Below are 15,767 nucleotides of genomic sequence, written 5' to 3' on the forward strand. Positions count from 1 at the left end.
TCAGATCTTGGTGCGGTGGAAGTTCAGGAACGATCTGCTCGGGGTCGGCCCCCGCTGCCCCTGGTAGCGCGAACCGTACCGGTCCGAGCCGTACGGGAACTCGGCGGGCGAGCTGAGCCGGAACATGCACAGCTGCCCGATCTTCATCCCGGGCCACAGCTTGATCGGCAGCGTGGCGACGTTGGACAGTTCGAGTGTGACATGTCCCTCGAAGCCGGGGTCGATGAAGCCGGCCGTCGAGTGCGTCAGCAGGCCCAGCCGGCCCAGGCTCGACTTGCCCTCCAGCCGCGAGGCGATGTCTTCGGGCAGGCTGATCACCTCGTACGTGCTGGCGAGCACGAACTCGCCCGGATGCAGGATGAACGGCTCGTCGCCGTCCGGTTCCACCTGCCGGGTGAGATCGGGCTGCTCGATCGCGGGGTCGATGTGCGGGTAACGATGGTTCTCGAACACCCGGAAGTAGCGGTCCAGTCGCACGTCGACGCTGGACGGCTGAATCATCGCCGGGTCGTACGGGTCGAGCTTCACCCTGCCCGACTCGATCTCGGCACGAAGGTCACGATCGGAAAGCAGCACGGATGCAAGGCTAGTAGGCCATTTCAGCGGCGGGTGTCGCGGATCTTCGCGTCGGGGCTGCAGGAGCACGCCCCGGATCCGCTACAGTAGGGGCAGCGACGGGCTCCACAGCCCGTCACGCGGGTGTAGTTCAATGGCAGAACATCAGCTTCCCAAGCTGACAGCGCGGGTTCGATTCCCGTCACCCGCTCTCGGTGCGAAGGCCCAGGTCAGGACAGAGATCCAGACCCGGGCCTTGATTGTTTTCGGGGCTCTACGCATACCAGCGGTGACCCCTGCACGCTCAACCTCACCTTCCAGAAGATCGCTGCCAACACCGCGCGGTAGGTTGCGGCTGCGCGCTGAGTTGACAGAAGCATTGGGAGCGGGTCCATGAAACCAGCAGGCGTCGTTCTGAACGACACCGAACGACTGCAGTGGGACTTCACACCGCTGGCGAGCGTTGGACCACTGCGGTTCGGAATGAGCTACGAGGAAGTGGCAGCTGCGCTGCATCCGGGTGTCTCTTCTGGAGGAGGCACCGATAGATGGGGAGTGCGCTATCGATGGTTCCATCTGCCCACCTCTCACGGACAGGCCCTTACGACGTACTACGCAGAGTCCGGACGCCTGTCCTGCATCGCGATCGATGCGCATCACGGTCCCCAAGTCACGATGGACGGCCTTCGACTGGTTGGACGTGTGCCGTCCGAGCTGGCGGATCAGTTCGTTGATTACCTGCTGTCGCAAGGGCTAGGGGAGGCGGTCCGCTCCTCTCAGTACGGAGATTTTGGAGCTGACCAGCTCGGGCTCGTGCTGCGCGCGCAACGCGCCGGAGATTTCCTCCTCACCCGTCCGGTCTTCGTTGCCCGCGAGTGGGCCGACTGTGTCTGCGACGTGACAGAGGGCGCCATCCCTGACGAGGAGTGGCGGGTGTACTGCTGACCAGGACCGCGTGATCACTCGCGCAGTCGAGGTGGTCAACAAAGGAGGCCTTATCGCCACCAGTCGGCTTGATCACAATGCATGAGGTGCGGCCAACTGCCGAAACGGCACGCGTCATCGAGATCACGTCACCCGTGGCAGCCGACTCATAGCTTCGTGAGGCCGCGCCGACTGCGCATGGTCCAGTCGTGCCCGTTGCGTGCCCGTTCGGTTGGCGATCAGCGGGAAGCAGCGGGGACTCACGGTGACTCCACCGCCATAGGTCCAGGTCAGCGTTTTCCCAGCTCAGATGGCTTGATCTTGAAAGACTTCCCAAGCTGACAGCGCGGGTTCGATTCCCGTCACCCGCTCCACGTACGAAGGCCCAGGTCAGGACAGAAATCCAGACCCGGGCCTTGATTGTTTTCGAGGCGCTTTGATCTTCGCGTGCCATTAGCGTGCCATTAGCCCTTGGTCAGCTCACCGGAGCCAGCAGCCCGGCCGGGCCGTCGCCCTCGTCGTCATCGCGTCGAGTGATCTGCCGGTCGATGGCGTCCGTGATCGTCTTGTCCGCGCCCCCTACGGCGTGCTGGTAGATCATCGCGGCGCGGACGTTGTCGTGACCCATCCGGGCCATGAGGTCCTTGAGGCCCGCGCCGGACTCGGCGGCGAGCATGTTGCCGGTGTGACGGAGATCATGGAAGTGGAGGCCGGGGAGACCCATTTCCTTGACCACGTCCACCCAGCGCGTACGGGTGTTGAAGCCGCTACGCCGCAGGGGACCGCCTTTCGCACCGGGGAAGAGGAGCGCGCCCGGATCGTCCTGGACGTAGGTCGCCAGGTGCTCCCGCAGGGCCGGAACGATGCCCTGCGGGATGCCGACCACTCGCCGACCCGCCTTGGACTTGGGCGGCCCGAGAGCCAGCTCCCCGGTGGAGCGCTCGATGAAGGCCGCCCGAACACGCACGGTCCCGGCGTCCAGGTCGAGGTCACTGCGACGAAGGGCGCTCACCTCACCCCATCGCAGGCTCGCGAAGGTGGCGAGCAGGACCAGGGCGCGGAAGCGTCTGTCCTGGACGCAATCGGCCCGCCCATCCATGCCCATCGCCCAGAGCGCGCGTTCGGCGTCCGCGCGAGTCCGGAACACCTCGGGGTGGGTGCGCATCTCGCCGTGCCGCTGGAAGCGGAGCCGGTACGCCCCGTTCTTGAGCTTGCGGACGTTGCCGACAGGACGACGGCCGACCCGGTCCGCCAGGTCGAAGACCTGAGCGACAGTGAGAACCGGACGCTCTTGCGCATGCTCGTCGCCGGCCCCGCGGATCCGGCATGGGTTGCGCGGGATGATGTGGTCCTCTTCGGCCGCCGTCATCAGCACGGCCCGCAGCAGTCGGTACGCCTTGGCCGCGACCGACACCGAGACGCCGTTGCCGAGCAGGTCGGCCCGCCACTGCCGAATTATGGCCGTCAAGGCGACGGCGCTCCGCGCCGCCGCACTGCGGCCCGTCGCCCGCCCGCCGCACTCTCGTCACGCCGTACCTACCGGCTCACCGCACCGGGAGCGCAGCGCCGCCGAACCAGGTACCGCACTCAGCGCCACCCGAGTATCTGGACTCATGAGCAGTCACCGGCGCTCGTAGAAGGTGATGACTATGCGACCCCTGCGAGCACTGACCCGCTACGTTTCCCGATACGAGCGCGGAACCTTCGCCGCGTTGATCGTCGGCCCGTACGTGCTGATCGTCATCGCCGCGACCGTCTACGTAGAGATCGCCACACGTCAACCGGGCAGCCAAGGTCTGGAAGCACTCGTTCTCTTCGCGGTCACCTCTCCGACCTCGGAACTCCTCATGTTCCTGCCGCTCCCCGACCCGTTGGTCTCCCTGCTGATATTCACCGTCGCCGGGTTGCTTCAGGCATGGCTCCTCTGGCTGATCGCGCGCGGACGCAGAAAGAACAAGGCCTCCGGCGGGGGTCTCCAGCTCCGGGGTGATCGCGACTCGTCGCGCGAGGGGCCGTAGCTGGCTGAGGTGAGCCCGATCGTCCCGCCCGCCGTCGTCCCGCCCGTCAGGGGAGGACGACGGCGGGCGGGACGATCGGGAGGGTGGAGGCGTGCGCAGGTTGCGCATAATTTGTCGCCCCTCGCCTCGTTACCGTGGTGACGTGACTTTCCCTGTCGGCGGACCGAATCGGTTACCGGGTAGCCAGCCCGGCGACTTCTGGACGGGCTGGTGGACCTTCATAGGAGGCCCGTTCCTGATCATTCTTGGAGCGTACGACCTGATTACGAGCGGCAGCTTGTGGGGTTACGTGTCCAGTTTCGCGCTCTTGATCGCCGGAGCTGTTCTTTGGCTGGAGCACGGGAAGATCGTGTGGGCGCACGTTCGGAAGTCCCGCCGATCGGACCAATGATCGCGAAGCCCTCACATCAAGATCCGCAATGCGCTCGGAATTACCTTGGGCGCTCAGTTGCATTTCAGGTTGCAGTTCCAAGTGATCCAGAGCCGTTCAGATCAGACCACGCACGTGCGCTGACCTGCATTGAACTGTCCGGAACCATGATCGGCCGAGCTTTTAATCCGCAGGTTTGAGTTCGAGCCGTGCTGCAGCGCGGGCACATTCCGGGCAGCGGAATGTGGTGCCGGCCTTTCCAGGCTGGCCGTCGGACGTGGCATCGTGGACGGATCAGCCAACGACGCCACTCATGAGCGGCCCTTTAACAATCTCCGGGGTCAGCACCACGCCGGTCAACCGGGCTGCGAGGAGAAGCGCTCCGGACGCGGACGACGGTGCCTCAGCACCGGTTCCGGGTACGTCGTCGGGATCAAGGCCCACCTGCCTCATCAGGTCGTTGAGCCGATCGGGATCACTCCCGTGCCGCCATCTGGGAATCTTGGGGTTGAAATGCGTGACCAACTCCCCGTCCACCGCGTAGACGAAGTCATCGGATGCGTAGTCGTGCCGCAGCACCGCCACGGCCACGGTCCCGGCCGAGAGGGCCTGCGCCTTGTCCGCTTCCGTGCACGTCCACCCGTTCTCCTCGATGAGCACCGTCCAGTCGCCCACTCGCCCCGCGAGCACCGTCTCGGGAAAGAGGCCATCGTCTATCAACTCGTCATAGGTGAGTGGCCGGAAGCTCTCCTGGTCGGCACCCAGTCGGCGAAGCGCCTCCACCTCGCTGACTCCACGCACGAAGGTCAGGCACCACAGATCGCCCAGCTCGTCGTCTTCGGCCAGCCAGGCAACGTCGGCGTAGGTAAACGCCATCCGCAACACCTCATCTGTTGATCGTCGTGCCATTAGCGTGCCATTAACCTCGGGAACGAGGGGTCAACCACGGTCACCCACGACCGACCCGAAGCGCAGGTCAGCCGTCCTACGAGGCGTGATCCATACGATTCCCAAGCTGACAGCGCGGGTTCGATTCCCGTCACCCGCTCCACTATCACATAGCCCTTGACCTGGGTATCCCTTGATCCCATTCTGATCGCTGTGATCGCCTGGGCACATCTTGGGCACATCCGTCTTCCGGCGATTCCCTTTGGGATCACTGACGGCCTGCTGACACTTGCCTGGTGGCGAGTATCGAGAAGCGTCCCGGCAAGGGAAAGAAGATCAGCTGCCGAGCCCGCTGGAGGCTCGGCGGGATCAGTGACGGCGCCTGGCAGTCGGAGACCTTCGAACAGAAGGCACAGGCCGTCACCTTCAAACTCGCGGTGGAAGCCGCGGGCCACCTCTGGCCCGAGGGATGGATCCGCGGGTACGGCTGACCCCCCGCAGTTCCGGAGCCGGCAGCCGCCGAGCCCGAGGTCGAGCCGATCCCGTTCCGCGACTACGCGATGACCTTCGTAGCCAGCTTGTCGGGCATCGAGGAGCGGACCCGCCACGACTACGAGCGCGATCTGCGCAACCACATCCTGCCGACCTTCGGCGACCTGGACATCCGCGAGGAACGCGATCGATCGCACCCTCGTGCGAACCTGGGTCAACACCCTCCAGCACGGCGTCGCCGACCCCGTCAATGCCAAGCAGTGGCTGCGCCGCCCGCTGGCGCCAAAGACCATCCAGAACCTGCACGGGATCCTGTTCGCCATCCTCCAAGACGCCGTCGAGGCCGATCCCCCGCTGCGTACCTCCAACCCAGCAGCGCGCACCCGCCTGCCCCGTCTGGATGACGGCGAGGGCGGCGACGAGATGGTCTTCCTCACCGAGCAGGAGTTCGCCCTGATCCGCGCGTGCGCCAAGCCGGACGTGCGGGACATGCTCACCGTCTTCGTCGGCACCGGCCTGCGCTCGTCTTCAACTCCCCCACGGGTTCGTGGTGGCGTCACTCCTCCTTCTATGACCGCCGCTGGATTCCCGCGATCGACGACGCGTGTAGCCGCGGCCTGACCACGCGCCCCCGGATCCACGACCTGCGACACACGCACGTCGCCTGGTTGATCTCCGAAGGCATCCCGCTCGCCGCGATCCAGCGACGCATGGGCCACAAGTCGATCACCACCACCATCGACCGGTACGGCCACCTGCTCCCCTACGTCGACCAGGACCTCATCGACGCCATCGACCGTGCACTCACGGGTTCCCTGCGGGCCGTCGCCTGACAGCCCGGAGACCTGGTGACATTCATCTCAGACGATACGAAGGGGTCGGCCATAGCCGACGGTGCGGCGGCGAGCGCGCTACCCAGAAAACCGACGAACGACGAGAAAGCAGGTGCTCCCCAGCGTGGAGAGCGCCCCGCGCGCGAGCCCTCCGCTTATGAAGGTGAAGCGGACACGGCTGGCCCTGGGCCGGAACAGGATCCGCTGCCAGAAGGGCAGCCGGTAACAACCGCGGGCTTCGCCCGCCGTACCGTCACCACGACCATGGTGGCCATTGCCAGGCTCACCTTCACCTTCTCCTTCGGCAAGCAACTGCTGGGCTCTCGGCCTGCGACTGGGCACCGTGGCTGGCTCCCCTCGTAGGGCCAAGCGTCGACCTGTCGGTCATCGGCCTCCTGGTCGGCATACGTCACATGCAACTCCGCGGCGTCCAGCCCGCGGAGCTGAGGCCGGCCCGCATCCTGCTCGCCTTTTCTGGCCTGAACGCTGGCACTCAACATCGCCGAGCCCCTCGCAGCGGGTTCCCCAGGCCGCGTCGCCTACGACAGTATCCCTCCGCTCGCGGGAGGCCTGTCATGCCCAGCCGATCCGTCGTAAGTTCGCGATGCAGTGCATCGGTCCGGATCGTGAAAAGTGAGTCCTGGTGCGGGCCGCAAGGCGCGCCAGGAGCCTGTTCGGCGTGCGGGCTGTCAGTCCTTGCGCAGATAACGGCGACTGCGCGGCGCTCGGCAAGGCGGGCTGACCAGCGACGATGTGCGGGCCGCCGGTGCGGTGGGCGCTGGTCGATCGGCGTCTCACACAACGTAGACATGGACAGTTGTGTTCCGTAATATGAACAGCCAGTTCGTACTCCGCACTTATGGAGATCATGTTGCTTGCAGCCGAGGACCCCAAGCCCGTCTCGCCCGCCGTACTGAAGGTCCTGAACGGTGCCGTGGACCTGCACTGCCACTCGGGGCCCAGCCCCTTCCCGCGACGGCTGAACCACGTCGAGGCCTCCTACGACGGGGCGCGCATCGGGATGCGCGCGATCCTCGTCAAGTCGCACCACCACAACACGGTCATGGACCTGCTCGCCATGAGCACCTGGCTCGCGGACGCGCCCACGCCGGTGTATGGAGGGGTCGCGCTCAACAGCGAGGTCGGCGGCATGAACCGGTCGGCCGTAGCGATGAGCCTGCGGATGGGCGGGCGGTGCGTCTGGGCGCCGACGACGTGCGCCCGTCAGCACATCGATCACCACCACCACGGCGGCGAGTTCCCCGCCGCCGCCATCGACCTGCTCGAATCGGAGGTGTCGATCTTCGACGAGTCCGGGAACGTGTCGGCGGACACCGCCGCGGTCGTCGACATCGTCGCCGAGACCGACACGCTGCTCACCGGCGGGCATCTGGACGTCGACTCGATGAAGGCCCTGTTCAAGGTCGCCCAGAGCAAGGGCGTGCGGCGCCTGCTCGTCCAGCACCCCGACTTCATCATCGGCGCGTCCGAGGACGACATCGAGGAGCTGATGCGCTACGGCGCCTACATCGAGCACGAGATCGCCATGTACCACCCCGAGGTGACCGCCATCGGCTGGCCCATCGAGCAGCTCGTGAACTGGATCGACCGGGTCGGCCCCGAGCGGACCGTCATCTCCTCCGACCTGGGGCAGAAGGGCAACCCGCTGCCCGTCGACGGCTACATCTACCTCGTGGGGGCGCTGCTCGACCACGGCGTGCCGGAGAAGGACGTCCGCCGGATGATCGCGGCCAATCCCGCGTTCCTGCTGGGGCTGGAGGAGGAACCGGCGTGATCGACACCGACCGTGTGATCATCAGTACGGCGGTGACGGGATCGGTTCACGTGCCGTCGCAGAGCGACCACCTGCCGATCACGCCGGAGCAGATCGTCAAGGAGTCCCTCGCCGCGGCGGCGGCGGGAGCGGCGATCATCCACCTGCACGCGCGGCATGCCGAGGACGGCCGGCCGGCGTTCGAGCCGAGCGTCTTCGAGAAGATCATCCCGCCGATCGTCGAAGGCAGCGACGCGGTGATCAACATCTCGACCGGCGGGGCGTCGTCGATGACGATCGAGGAGCGGCTCGCGGCGGCGACCCGGTTCAGCCCCGAGCTCGCCTCGCTCAACATGGGGTCGATGAACTTCGTCTTCTCCGGCATCGCGGACCGGATCACCCACTGGAAGTACGAGTGGGAGAAGCCCTACGTGGAGAACACCTACGGGCACCCGTTCATCAACTCCTTCGCGCAGATCGAGTACGCGCTGCGGGAGCTGGGCGAACGGGGCGGCACCAGGTTCGAGTACGAGTGCTACGACATCGGGCACCTCTACACGCTCGCCCACTTCGCCGAGCGGGGGCTCGCCAAGCCGCCGTTCCTCATCCAGGGGGTCTTCGGGATCCTCGGCGGCATCGGGGCCGACCACGCCAACCTCACGCACATGGTCGCCATCGCCGACAAGCTCTTCGGCGGCGACTACCACTTCTCCGCCTTCGCCGCCGGGCGCAGCCAGATGCAGTTCTGCACGCACAGCGCCTGGCTGGGCGGTCACGTACGCGTCGGCCTGGAGGACAACCTCTACATCGGCAAGGGCGAGAAGGCGACGAGCAACGCGCAGCAGGTGCGGAAGGTCCGGGATGTGCTCACCGACCTGGGCAAACAGATCGCGACGCCCGCCGACGCCCGCCGGATGCTGGCACTCAAGGGCGCGAAGAACATCACGCTGTAACGGCTACGAGAGGCAACCACATGACGATGTACGCCAAGGACGACCTCCGGTCCCAGTTGGCGAACGCCCCGGCCGCGCAGACGGCGGTCGATCCGTCCACCCCCATCCGGGCGGCCCAGTATCTGGAGTTCTCCGAGTTCGCGCCCGCCGAGACCGGCCCGGGCGGGAGCCGGACCTGGCTGGCCCGCGGGCAGAACGTCGTGCTTGCGTGGACCGACGCCGTCGCCGGCGATCGTTTCACGCGTGCGGGACAGCCCGACGAGTACGCCGTCCTGCTGTACTCCGACAGCGCCTCGATCCGGGTCATCGCCGGGGACGAGACGCGGGAGGTGGCCGAGGAGGCGTTCGTGGTGGTGCCGCCGGGGGACAGCCTCATCGAGGCGCTGACCGACGGGCCCATCATCCGGGTGTTCTCCTCCGTCGCCGAGGACCTGCGCGACGCGGCCCTCAACGCCGCCGCCTACGCCGAGCCGGACCCCCGCTGCGCCCCGCTGGTGCCGTGGCCGGACCCGGTGGACGGCTTCCGGCTGCGCGTCCACCGGCTCGCGGAGACGCCGATCACCGAGGGGCGGTTCGGCCGGATCTTCCGTACCACCAATCTGATGGTGAACTTCCTCGCGGAAGAGCCCACCCCCAGGGACCCGCTCAAGCTCTCCCCACACTCCCACGACGACTTCGAACAGCTCTCGCTGGGGGTGAAGGGGGAGTTCGTCCACCACATGCAGTACCCCTGGGGGCCGGACTCGACCCAATGGCGGCCCGAGGATCACGGCCGCGTCGGCACGCCGTCGCTGACCGTCATCCCGCCGCCGGCGATCCACACCACGCAGGGCGTGGGCCCGTACCAGCAGCTGATCGACATCTTCTCGCCGCCGCGCAAGGACTTCTCCGCCCGTCCCGGGTGGATCCTCAACGCGGACGAGTACCCGGCGCCATGAGCACGGCGCGCACCAGCCGGTTCCGGGCCGCGCTGGCCCGGGCCGGCGGGCCCGCCCTCGGCACGTGGGTGAAGCTGCCGGTGATGGAGAGCGTCGAACTGCTCGCACTGGCCGGGTTCGACTTCGTGGTCATCGACCTGGAGCACTCGGCGATGAACCTGGAGACGGCGTACCGGCTCATCGGCACCGCCAACCACCTGGGAATGGCGCCGATCGTCCGGATCCCCAACCTGGACGGCGGCATCGCCCAGCGCGTCCTCGACGCCGGGGCCGAAGGGATCATGCTGCCGCACGTGGACACGGTCGGTCAGGCGGAGGCGGGCGTGCGGGCGATCCGCTTCCCGCCGCTGGGCGCCAGGGGCGTCGGCTCGACGAGCCGCGCCGGGGCCTGGGGCGCGATGGACCGCGCCGAGTACCTGCGCTACGGCCAGGAGGAGGCGGTGTTCATCGCGCAGATCGAGAGCGCCGAGGCGGCCCGGTCGGCGGGCGCGATCGCCGCCGTGCCTGGGGTGGACGCGCTGCTCGTCGGGGCCGCCGACCTGTCCACCTCCGAGGAGACGACGGAGGACGACCCGCGGGTGGTCGAGCTGATCAGCCAGACGATCAAGGCGTGCGCCGCCGCCGGCAAGCCGATCGGCAACGCCGGGGCGGCGACCGGGCGGTCGGTGCGGGCCGCGATCGACGCGGGGTACTCCTTCACGATGCTCGGCAACGACGCCGGCCTGCTCGGGTCGGCCGCCGCGGCCGCCGTGCGCGAGGGACGGGCGGCCGGCCAGGAGGGCTGAGCCGCGCGTCCGCGGGTCCGGCGCCGACGACCACCCCGCTCGACGGACACTTTCCCGCCACCCCGGGGTCAGCGCCGGATCGGCGGTTATGCACCATTTAGCCCAATTGTAAAACTGAGAGGGAGAGATCTTGTCCGACAACCCAGGAGCGCGCCCCGCGCCCGGAACCGGGCTGCTCGCCGGGAAGGTCGTCCTCGTGGTCGGTGGGAGCACCGGCATCGGGGCCGACTCCGTACGGGTCTTCGCCGAGGAGGGCGCCTCCGTCATGGTCGCCGCGCGGTCGCGGGACACCCTCGCCGCGCTCACCGAGGAGCTCACCGCCGCGGGTCACGACGTCGCCTACACCGTGGGGGACGTCAGCGTCGGGGCCGACGTCGCGCGGTTCGTCGACGACACCCTCGCCCGGTACGGCCGGCTCGACGGCGCGTTCAACAACGCGGGCATCAACCAGCTCGGCCGGCTCGACGAGGTGTCCGAGGAGAACTTCGACCGGATCATGGCGGTGAACGTCAAGGGCGTGTGGCTGTGCCTGCGCGAGGAGATCCGCGCCATGCGTGACAAGGGCGGGTCGATCGTCAACACCAGCAGCGTGGGCGGGTTCCGCGGCAACACGGGCCTCGGCGCGTACCAGGCGACCAAGCACGCGGTGATCGGCTTCACCCGTACGGCGGCGCACGACAACGGGCCGTTCGGCATCCGGGTCAACGTGATCGCCCCCGGCCCCACCGAGACGCCGATGTTCGTCAAGTGGCGGCAGGACGACCCGGCGGCCGTGGAGCGCCGGGTCGCCGCAGTCCCGCTGCGGAAGGCCGGCACGACGATCGAGGTGGCGAACGCGGCGGCGTGGCTGCTCAGCGACCGCGCGAGCCAGATCAGCGGCGTCGTCCTGCCGGTGGACGGCGGGTACAGCGCCTAGCCGTTGAATGTTCACGATACGGACACAGTAATTGTTATATGAACAACGGCTTGCTTTACTGACCGCCTGAGCCGTACAAGCTGGAGGGGGACGAGGATGTCCTCGAACAAGATCAGATGGCCGAGTTGGCCCCTGCTGGTACCGGCGCTCGCCCTGCTGGCGGGGATCCTGCTGGTGCCGCTGGCCGACACTTTGATCCGCAGCGTCTCGACCCCCGGGTGGACGCTGAGCAACTACAGCAACCTCTTCACCGACGGCGTGACCCTGACCGTGCTCTGGCGCACGGCGGTGACCGCCGCCACGGTGACGGCCGCCGCCCTGCTGATCGGGTACCCGTACGCGTACCTGATGACCCGGGTGAGCCCACGCGCGCGCGGCATCCTCCTGGTGATCGTGCTGATCCCCTTCTGGACGTCGGTGATGGCGCGGAACTTCGCGTGGATCATCATCCTGCAGGACGGCGGGCCGGTGCAGAGCCTGTTCGAGTTCTTCGGGGCCGACGACGTCGTCTTCTACGGCACCACCGTCGGCGTGACGATCGCGATGACCCAGGTGATGCTGCCGTTCATGGTGCTGCCGCTGTTCAGCACCCTGGGCGCCATCGACCGCAGGCTGCTGCTCGCCGCGCGGGGGCTCGGCTCCTCCCCGACCGCGGCGTTCTGGAAGGTGTACTGGCCGCTGTCCCGGGGCGGGGTGATGGCCGGGGTGATCCTGGTGTTCACGCTCAGCCTCGGGTTCTACGTGACCCCGGCGCTGCTCGGGTCGCCGCAGGAGTCGCTCGTCGCCCAGTTGCTCGCGCAGCGCACCACCCTGCTGCTCGACTTCGCCGCCGCGGGGGCGCTCGGCATGCTCGTTCTCGTCGTCACGCTCGTGCTCGTGGCGTGGGCGAACCGGATGGGTGGCACCATGTCCGCGATCGGTGTGGTCGCGGCCGGTCGAACGGAAGGCCGTCGATGACCAGCAGCCCAGCGATGACCAGCAGCCCGGCGACGGCCAGTGGCCCGGCTATCGGACGCCGGCGGTACACGAAGGTCGATCCGATCCCGTGGTGGCTCAAGGCGTTCGGCGGGGTCGTCGTCATCTTCTTCATCCTGCCGACGCTGTTCGTCATCCCGATGAGCTTCAGCGACGCGGCGACGTTCGAGTTCCCGCCGCGGGGCTTCACCTGGCGGCTGTACGAGAACTTCTTCACCAACCCGATCTGGCTGGACTCCCTGAGCAACTCGTTCCTGGTCGCGACGCTCACGGCGGTGCTGGCCACGACGGTGGGGACCGCCGCCGCGGTGGCGCTGTCGCGGATGCAGGGGAGGGTGGCACGGTTCGTCCGGACGCTGCTGATGGTGCCGATCGTCGCCCCGGCGATCGTCGTCGCGGTCGCGGTGTACATCGCCTTCCTCGGCTGGCAGCTCACCGGCACGGTGCTCGGGTACGTGCTGGCGCACACGGCGATCGCCGTGCCGTACGTGGTGGTGTCCGTTACGGGCGCGCTCGGCGGCTTCGACCCGCAGCTGCTGCGGGCCGCCTCGTCGCTCGGCTCCTCGCCGTCGCGCGCGTTCGTCCGAGTGACGATGCCGCTGATCAGCCGGGGCATCCTGACCGGCGCGATCTTCGCGTTCATCGTCTCGTTCGACGAGGTCGTGCTCGCGCTGTTCCTGCGGTCGCCGGTGTTCCAGACCATGCCCGTGCAGATGTACAACAGCGTGACCGTCGAGATCGACCCGACGATCTCGGCGGCGTCGAGCCTGATGGTCGTGGCCGTGACCATCATCTTCCTACTGCCCCAGCTGCTCCGCGGCAGGGCTCGCCGCCGATAGGAGAACCATGACGACGACACCTTCGACGACGGTGAAGGCCACCGGATCGTCGCCCGGGACTCCGAGCGGCACCGAGATCCGCCTGGACCGCGTCACCAAGGACTTCGGGCTCGCGGCCCCGGCGGTGGACGACATCTCGCTGACGATCCGGCCCGGCGAGTTCATGACGTTTCTCGGGCCGAGCGGCTCGGGGAAGACGACCACCCTGAACCTCATCGCCGGGTTCGAGACGCTCACCGCCGGCACGATCGCGCTCAACGGGACCGACGTGAGCGACGTGCCGCCGCACCGGCGCAACCTGGGCATGCTGTTCCAGAACTACGCGTTGTTCCCGCACCTGACGGTGGCGCAGAACGTCGCGTATCCGCTGCGGGAGCGCAAGGTCCCCAAGCGGGAGATCGCCCGGAAGGTCGCCGAGGTGCTGGAGCTCGTGCAGCTCACCGGGCGCGACGACAACCACCCCTCGCAGCTGTCGGGCGGGCAGCAGCAGCGGGTCGCGCTGGCGCGGGCGATCGTGTTCGAGCCCAGGGCGCTGCTGCTGGACGAGCCGCTCGGCGCGCTCGACCGCAACCTGCGCTCGGCGCTGCAGGCGGAGATCCGGCGCATCCACCGCGAGGTCGGGTCCACGTTCGTCTTCGTGACGCACGACCAGGAGGAGGCGATGAACCTCTCCGACCGCATCGCGCTGTTCAACAACGGGCGCATCGAGCAGATCGGCACGCCCCAGCAGCTGTACGCCGAGCCGGAGACCCTCTTCACGGCGCGGTTCCTGGGCGACTCGAACGTCTTCGAGCTCGGGCAGGCGGCTCTCGACAGGAGCATCGTCTGGGACGGCGAGAGCTGGGGCGTCGATCCCGCCACCGTCGCCGCGCATCCCGGCGTGCGCGCGGGCAGCGCGATCGTGGTGCGGCCCGAGGACGTCGAGGTCGCGGCCCGCCGGGACGAGGTGCCGCCCGGGGCCAACGCCGTGCGGGCGGTCGTCCGGGACGTGGAGTACATGGGCTCGTACCGGACGCTGCTGCTCGCGATGGGCGGGCGGGGGCTGCCGGGCCGTACCCGGGTCAGCCCGCTGCGCGGCGACTACGCCATCGGCGACGAGATCGTGGCCTGGTGGCGACCGGGGGCGCAGCGGATCGTCGCGGCCTGACCGCCGGGGGTTTCCGTCATTCCACTCGCCTGAAGCGCCGGGAAACGCGGCCGTCGTCGGTTTCGCGGCGCGTTTCTTTCGCATGCCCTCTGACGTCCGCTAAGACCGCATCGTGAACTCACATTGCATTTTTCGCACAAATATAAACGATCTCGATGCGGACTCTGTACCTGTCGGACGCGACTCGGGTACCGTGTGCGCATCTCGGGGTCTATTGCTCGCATTGCGAACAATTTTGGCGACTGACTCCTTCTGAGAGGTAAGATCATGAAATCTCGATCAAGAACCGTCCTCGCGGGCGCCGGTCTCACCGCGGCCATGCTGCTGCTCGCCGCCTGCGGCGGCGGCGGTGGCGGCGGCGGTGGCGACGCGGGCTCGGACGCGGCCGGCGGGCAGGTGCGGCTCGCCTACGTCTCCTACGGCGGATCGGGCCAGGACGCGCAGATCAAGGCGTTCCAGGAGCCCTACACCGCGGCGCACCCCAACGTCACCTTCGTCAACTCCTCGCCGGCCGACGTCGCCCAGGTGAAGGCGCAGGTCACCTCCGGCGTCGTCCAGTGGGACGTCGTCTCGGTGGCGCCCGCCGCGGCGACGCAGCACTGCGGGAAGCTGTTCGAGAAGCTGAACCTCGGCGACCTGAACACCAAGGACTTCGTCCCCAACGCGATCGGCGAGTGCTACGTCGGCAACTTCGGGAACGCCAGCCCGTTCGCCTACAACGCCGACAAGTTCCCGGACCCGGCGACGGCGCCGAAGACGCTCGCGGACTTCTTCGACACGGCGAAGTTCCCCGGCAAGCGCGGCGTCATCACCAACCTGCAGAACGGCATCCTGGAGTACCCGCTCCTCGCCGAGGGCGTCGCGCCCGACAAGCTCTACCCGCTCGACGTCGACCGCGCCCTGAACAAGTGGGCCACCATCCGCAAGGACACCCTCTTCGCGCCGAACGTGGGCGCGCTGCAGCAGGCGGCCGCCTCCGGCCAGGTCGACATGTTCCTGCTGTCCGACTCGCGGCTGATCGCGCTGCTGAACGAGAAGAAGAACATCAAGATCGTGTGGGACACGACCGTGGTGTCGGTCAACGCGCTCGCCGTGCCGCTCGGCTCGAAGAACAAGGAGACCGCGCAGGACTTCCTGCGGTCGCTGGTGCAGCCCGGGCCGGTCGCGAAGATCACCGAGATGCTGGGGACCGTGCCGGTCAACCTCAAGGCCAAGCCGAACCTGACCGACAACGGCAAGGCCGTGGAGGTCTACGGGCCGGCGAACACCGGCAAGACCGTGGTCCAGGACATCGAGTGGTACTCCCAGCACTGGGACGAGGTCACGACCAAGCTCAACAACTGGCTGGTGAGCTGAGAGT

Annotated in this window: 17 protein-coding genes and 1 tRNA gene; 15 read left to right on the top strand and 3 right to left on the bottom strand. The window is 67.7% G+C overall.

The window, feature by feature from the left end; genetic code table 11:
• Positions 1–576 (bottom strand): dCTP deaminase, encoded by a 576-nt coding sequence (gene dcd / locus HHX41_RS31495; protein ID WP_169987388.1) that lies wholly within the window; start codon positions 574–576, stop codon positions 1–3.
• 119 nt (positions 577–695) lie between these two features.
• On the opposite strand from dcd, the gene HHX41_RS31500 reads away from it, so the two are divergent.
• Together HHX41_RS31500 and HHX41_RS39895 are read left to right on the top strand one after the other, a co-directional pair.
• A tRNA-Gly gene (locus HHX41_RS31500) sits at positions 696–766 on the top strand.
• A gap of 182 nt (positions 767–948) precedes the next feature.
• The gene (locus HHX41_RS39895; RefSeq protein WP_220504592.1) at positions 949–1,500 is read left to right on the top strand and encodes a hypothetical protein; all 552 of its coding nucleotides are present in this window, start codon (positions 949–951) and stop codon (positions 1,498–1,500) included.
• Positions 1,501–1,954: 454 nt separating this feature from the next.
• Here HHX41_RS39895 and HHX41_RS31510 read toward each other — a convergent pair whose 3' ends face one another.
• The gene (locus HHX41_RS31510) at positions 1,955–2,947 is read right to left on the bottom strand and encodes a site-specific integrase (protein WP_182908840.1); all 993 of its coding nucleotides are present in this window, start codon (positions 2,945–2,947) and stop codon (positions 1,955–1,957) included.
• Positions 2,948–3,128: 181 nt separating this feature from the next.
• On the opposite strand from HHX41_RS31510, the gene HHX41_RS31515 reads away from it, so the two are divergent.
• The gene (locus HHX41_RS31515; RefSeq protein ID WP_182908841.1) at positions 3,129–3,497 is read left to right on the top strand and encodes an SCO4225 family membrane protein; all 369 of its coding nucleotides are present in this window, start codon (positions 3,129–3,131) and stop codon (positions 3,495–3,497) included.
• Positions 3,498–4,161: 664 nt separating this feature from the next.
• Here HHX41_RS31515 and HHX41_RS31520 read toward each other — a convergent pair.
• Positions 4,162–4,743, bottom strand: a complete 582-nt coding sequence (locus HHX41_RS31520) for a DUF6461 domain-containing protein (protein ID WP_182908842.1) — start codon at positions 4,741–4,743, stop codon at positions 4,162–4,164.
• Positions 4,744–5,051: 308 nt separating this feature from the next.
• On the opposite strand from HHX41_RS31520, the gene HHX41_RS31525 reads away from it, so the two are divergent.
• From HHX41_RS31525 to HHX41_RS31575, 12 genes are all read left to right on the top strand, one after another.
• On the top strand, positions 5,052–5,246 hold the full coding sequence (locus HHX41_RS31525; protein ID WP_182908843.1) for a hypothetical protein: 195 nt from the start codon (positions 5,052–5,054) through the stop codon (positions 5,244–5,246).
• 202 nt (positions 5,247–5,448) lie between these two features.
• The gene (locus HHX41_RS42420) at positions 5,449–5,868 is read left to right on the top strand and encodes a hypothetical protein (RefSeq protein ID WP_259401460.1); all 420 of its coding nucleotides are present in this window, start codon (positions 5,449–5,451) and stop codon (positions 5,866–5,868) included.
• Between the two features lie 23 nt (positions 5,869–5,891).
• Entirely contained in the window at positions 5,892–6,080 is a 189-nt protein-coding gene (locus HHX41_RS42425; protein ID WP_396795470.1) for a tyrosine-type recombinase/integrase, read from the top strand.
• 868 nt (positions 6,081–6,948) lie between these two features.
• Complete coding sequence (locus HHX41_RS31535) at positions 6,949–7,875, top strand: DUF6282 family protein (protein ID WP_182908845.1); 927 nt, start codon at positions 6,949–6,951, stop codon at positions 7,873–7,875.
• Positions 7,872–8,807, top strand: coding sequence for a 3-keto-5-aminohexanoate cleavage protein (locus HHX41_RS31540; RefSeq protein WP_182908846.1), 936 nt, complete (start codon positions 7,872–7,874; stop codon positions 8,805–8,807). The genes HHX41_RS31535 and HHX41_RS31540 overlap by 4 nt, the downstream gene beginning before the upstream one ends.
• Positions 8,808–8,827: 20 nt before the next feature.
• Positions 8,828–9,745, top strand: a complete 918-nt coding sequence (locus HHX41_RS31545; protein WP_220504593.1) for a hypothetical protein — start codon at positions 8,828–8,830, stop codon at positions 9,743–9,745.
• Complete coding sequence (locus HHX41_RS31550; RefSeq protein WP_182908847.1) at positions 9,742–10,530, top strand: HpcH/HpaI aldolase/citrate lyase family protein; 789 nt, start codon at positions 9,742–9,744, stop codon at positions 10,528–10,530. Before HHX41_RS31545 ends, HHX41_RS31550 begins: the two co-directional genes overlap by 4 nt.
• A 130-nt stretch (positions 10,531–10,660) precedes the next feature.
• Positions 10,661–11,446 carry an SDR family NAD(P)-dependent oxidoreductase gene (locus tag HHX41_RS31555; RefSeq protein WP_182908848.1) on the top strand — a complete coding sequence of 262 codons (786 nt, stop codon included), beginning with the start codon at positions 10,661–10,663 and terminating at the stop codon, positions 11,444–11,446.
• Positions 11,447–11,542: 96 nt separating this feature from the next.
• Positions 11,543–12,403: an ABC transporter permease gene (locus HHX41_RS31560; RefSeq protein ID WP_169987433.1), complete on the top strand. Its 861-nt coding sequence runs from the start codon at positions 11,543–11,545 to the stop codon at positions 12,401–12,403.
• Complete coding sequence (locus HHX41_RS31565) at positions 12,400–13,260, top strand: ABC transporter permease (RefSeq protein WP_211593041.1); 861 nt, start codon at positions 12,400–12,402, stop codon at positions 13,258–13,260. Before HHX41_RS31560 ends, HHX41_RS31565 begins: the two co-directional genes overlap by 4 nt.
• Before the next feature lie 7 nt (positions 13,261–13,267).
• A complete protein-coding gene (locus HHX41_RS31570; protein WP_182908849.1) occupies positions 13,268–14,407 on the top strand; it encodes an ABC transporter ATP-binding protein in 1,140 nt (379 codons plus the stop codon).
• Positions 14,408–14,674: 267 nt separating this feature from the next.
• On the top strand, positions 14,675–15,763 hold the full coding sequence (locus HHX41_RS31575) for an extracellular solute-binding protein (protein ID WP_182908850.1): 1,089 nt from the start codon (positions 14,675–14,677) through the stop codon (positions 15,761–15,763).
• Positions 15,764–15,767 lie beyond the last annotated feature (4 nt).

The organism is Microbispora sp. H13382 (genome assembly GCF_014161445.1).
GTDB lineage: Bacteria > Actinomycetota > Actinomycetes > Streptosporangiales > Streptosporangiaceae > Microbispora.

What these genes read in the sequence shown, in the direction of transcription:
- HHX41_RS39895 (WP_220504592.1), top strand. Translation starts at nt 949, where the DNA reads ATGAAACCAGCAGGCGTCGTTCTGAACGACACCGAACGACTGCAGTGG.
- HHX41_RS31515 (WP_182908841.1), top strand. Translation starts at nt 3,129, where the DNA reads ATGCGACCCCTGCGAGCACTGACCCGCTACGTTTCCCGATACGAGCGC.
- HHX41_RS31520 (WP_182908842.1), bottom strand. Translation starts at nt 4,743, where the DNA reads ATGGCGTTTACCTACGCCGACGTTGCCTGGCTGGCCGAAGACGACGAG.
- HHX41_RS31535 (WP_182908845.1), top strand. Translation starts at nt 6,949, where the DNA reads ATGTTGCTTGCAGCCGAGGACCCCAAGCCCGTCTCGCCCGCCGTACTG.
- HHX41_RS31545 (WP_220504593.1), top strand. Translation starts at nt 8,828, where the DNA reads ATGACGATGTACGCCAAGGACGACCTCCGGTCCCAGTTGGCGAACGCC.
- HHX41_RS31550 (WP_182908847.1), top strand. Translation starts at nt 9,742, where the DNA reads ATGAGCACGGCGCGCACCAGCCGGTTCCGGGCCGCGCTGGCCCGGGCC.
- HHX41_RS31560 (WP_169987433.1), top strand. Translation starts at nt 11,543, where the DNA reads ATGTCCTCGAACAAGATCAGATGGCCGAGTTGGCCCCTGCTGGTACCG.
- HHX41_RS31565 (WP_211593041.1), top strand. Translation starts at nt 12,400, where the DNA reads ATGACCAGCAGCCCAGCGATGACCAGCAGCCCGGCGACGGCCAGTGGC.
- HHX41_RS31570 (WP_182908849.1), top strand. Translation starts at nt 13,268, where the DNA reads ATGACGACGACACCTTCGACGACGGTGAAGGCCACCGGATCGTCGCCC.
- HHX41_RS31575 (WP_182908850.1), top strand. Translation starts at nt 14,675, where the DNA reads ATGAAATCTCGATCAAGAACCGTCCTCGCGGGCGCCGGTCTCACCGCG.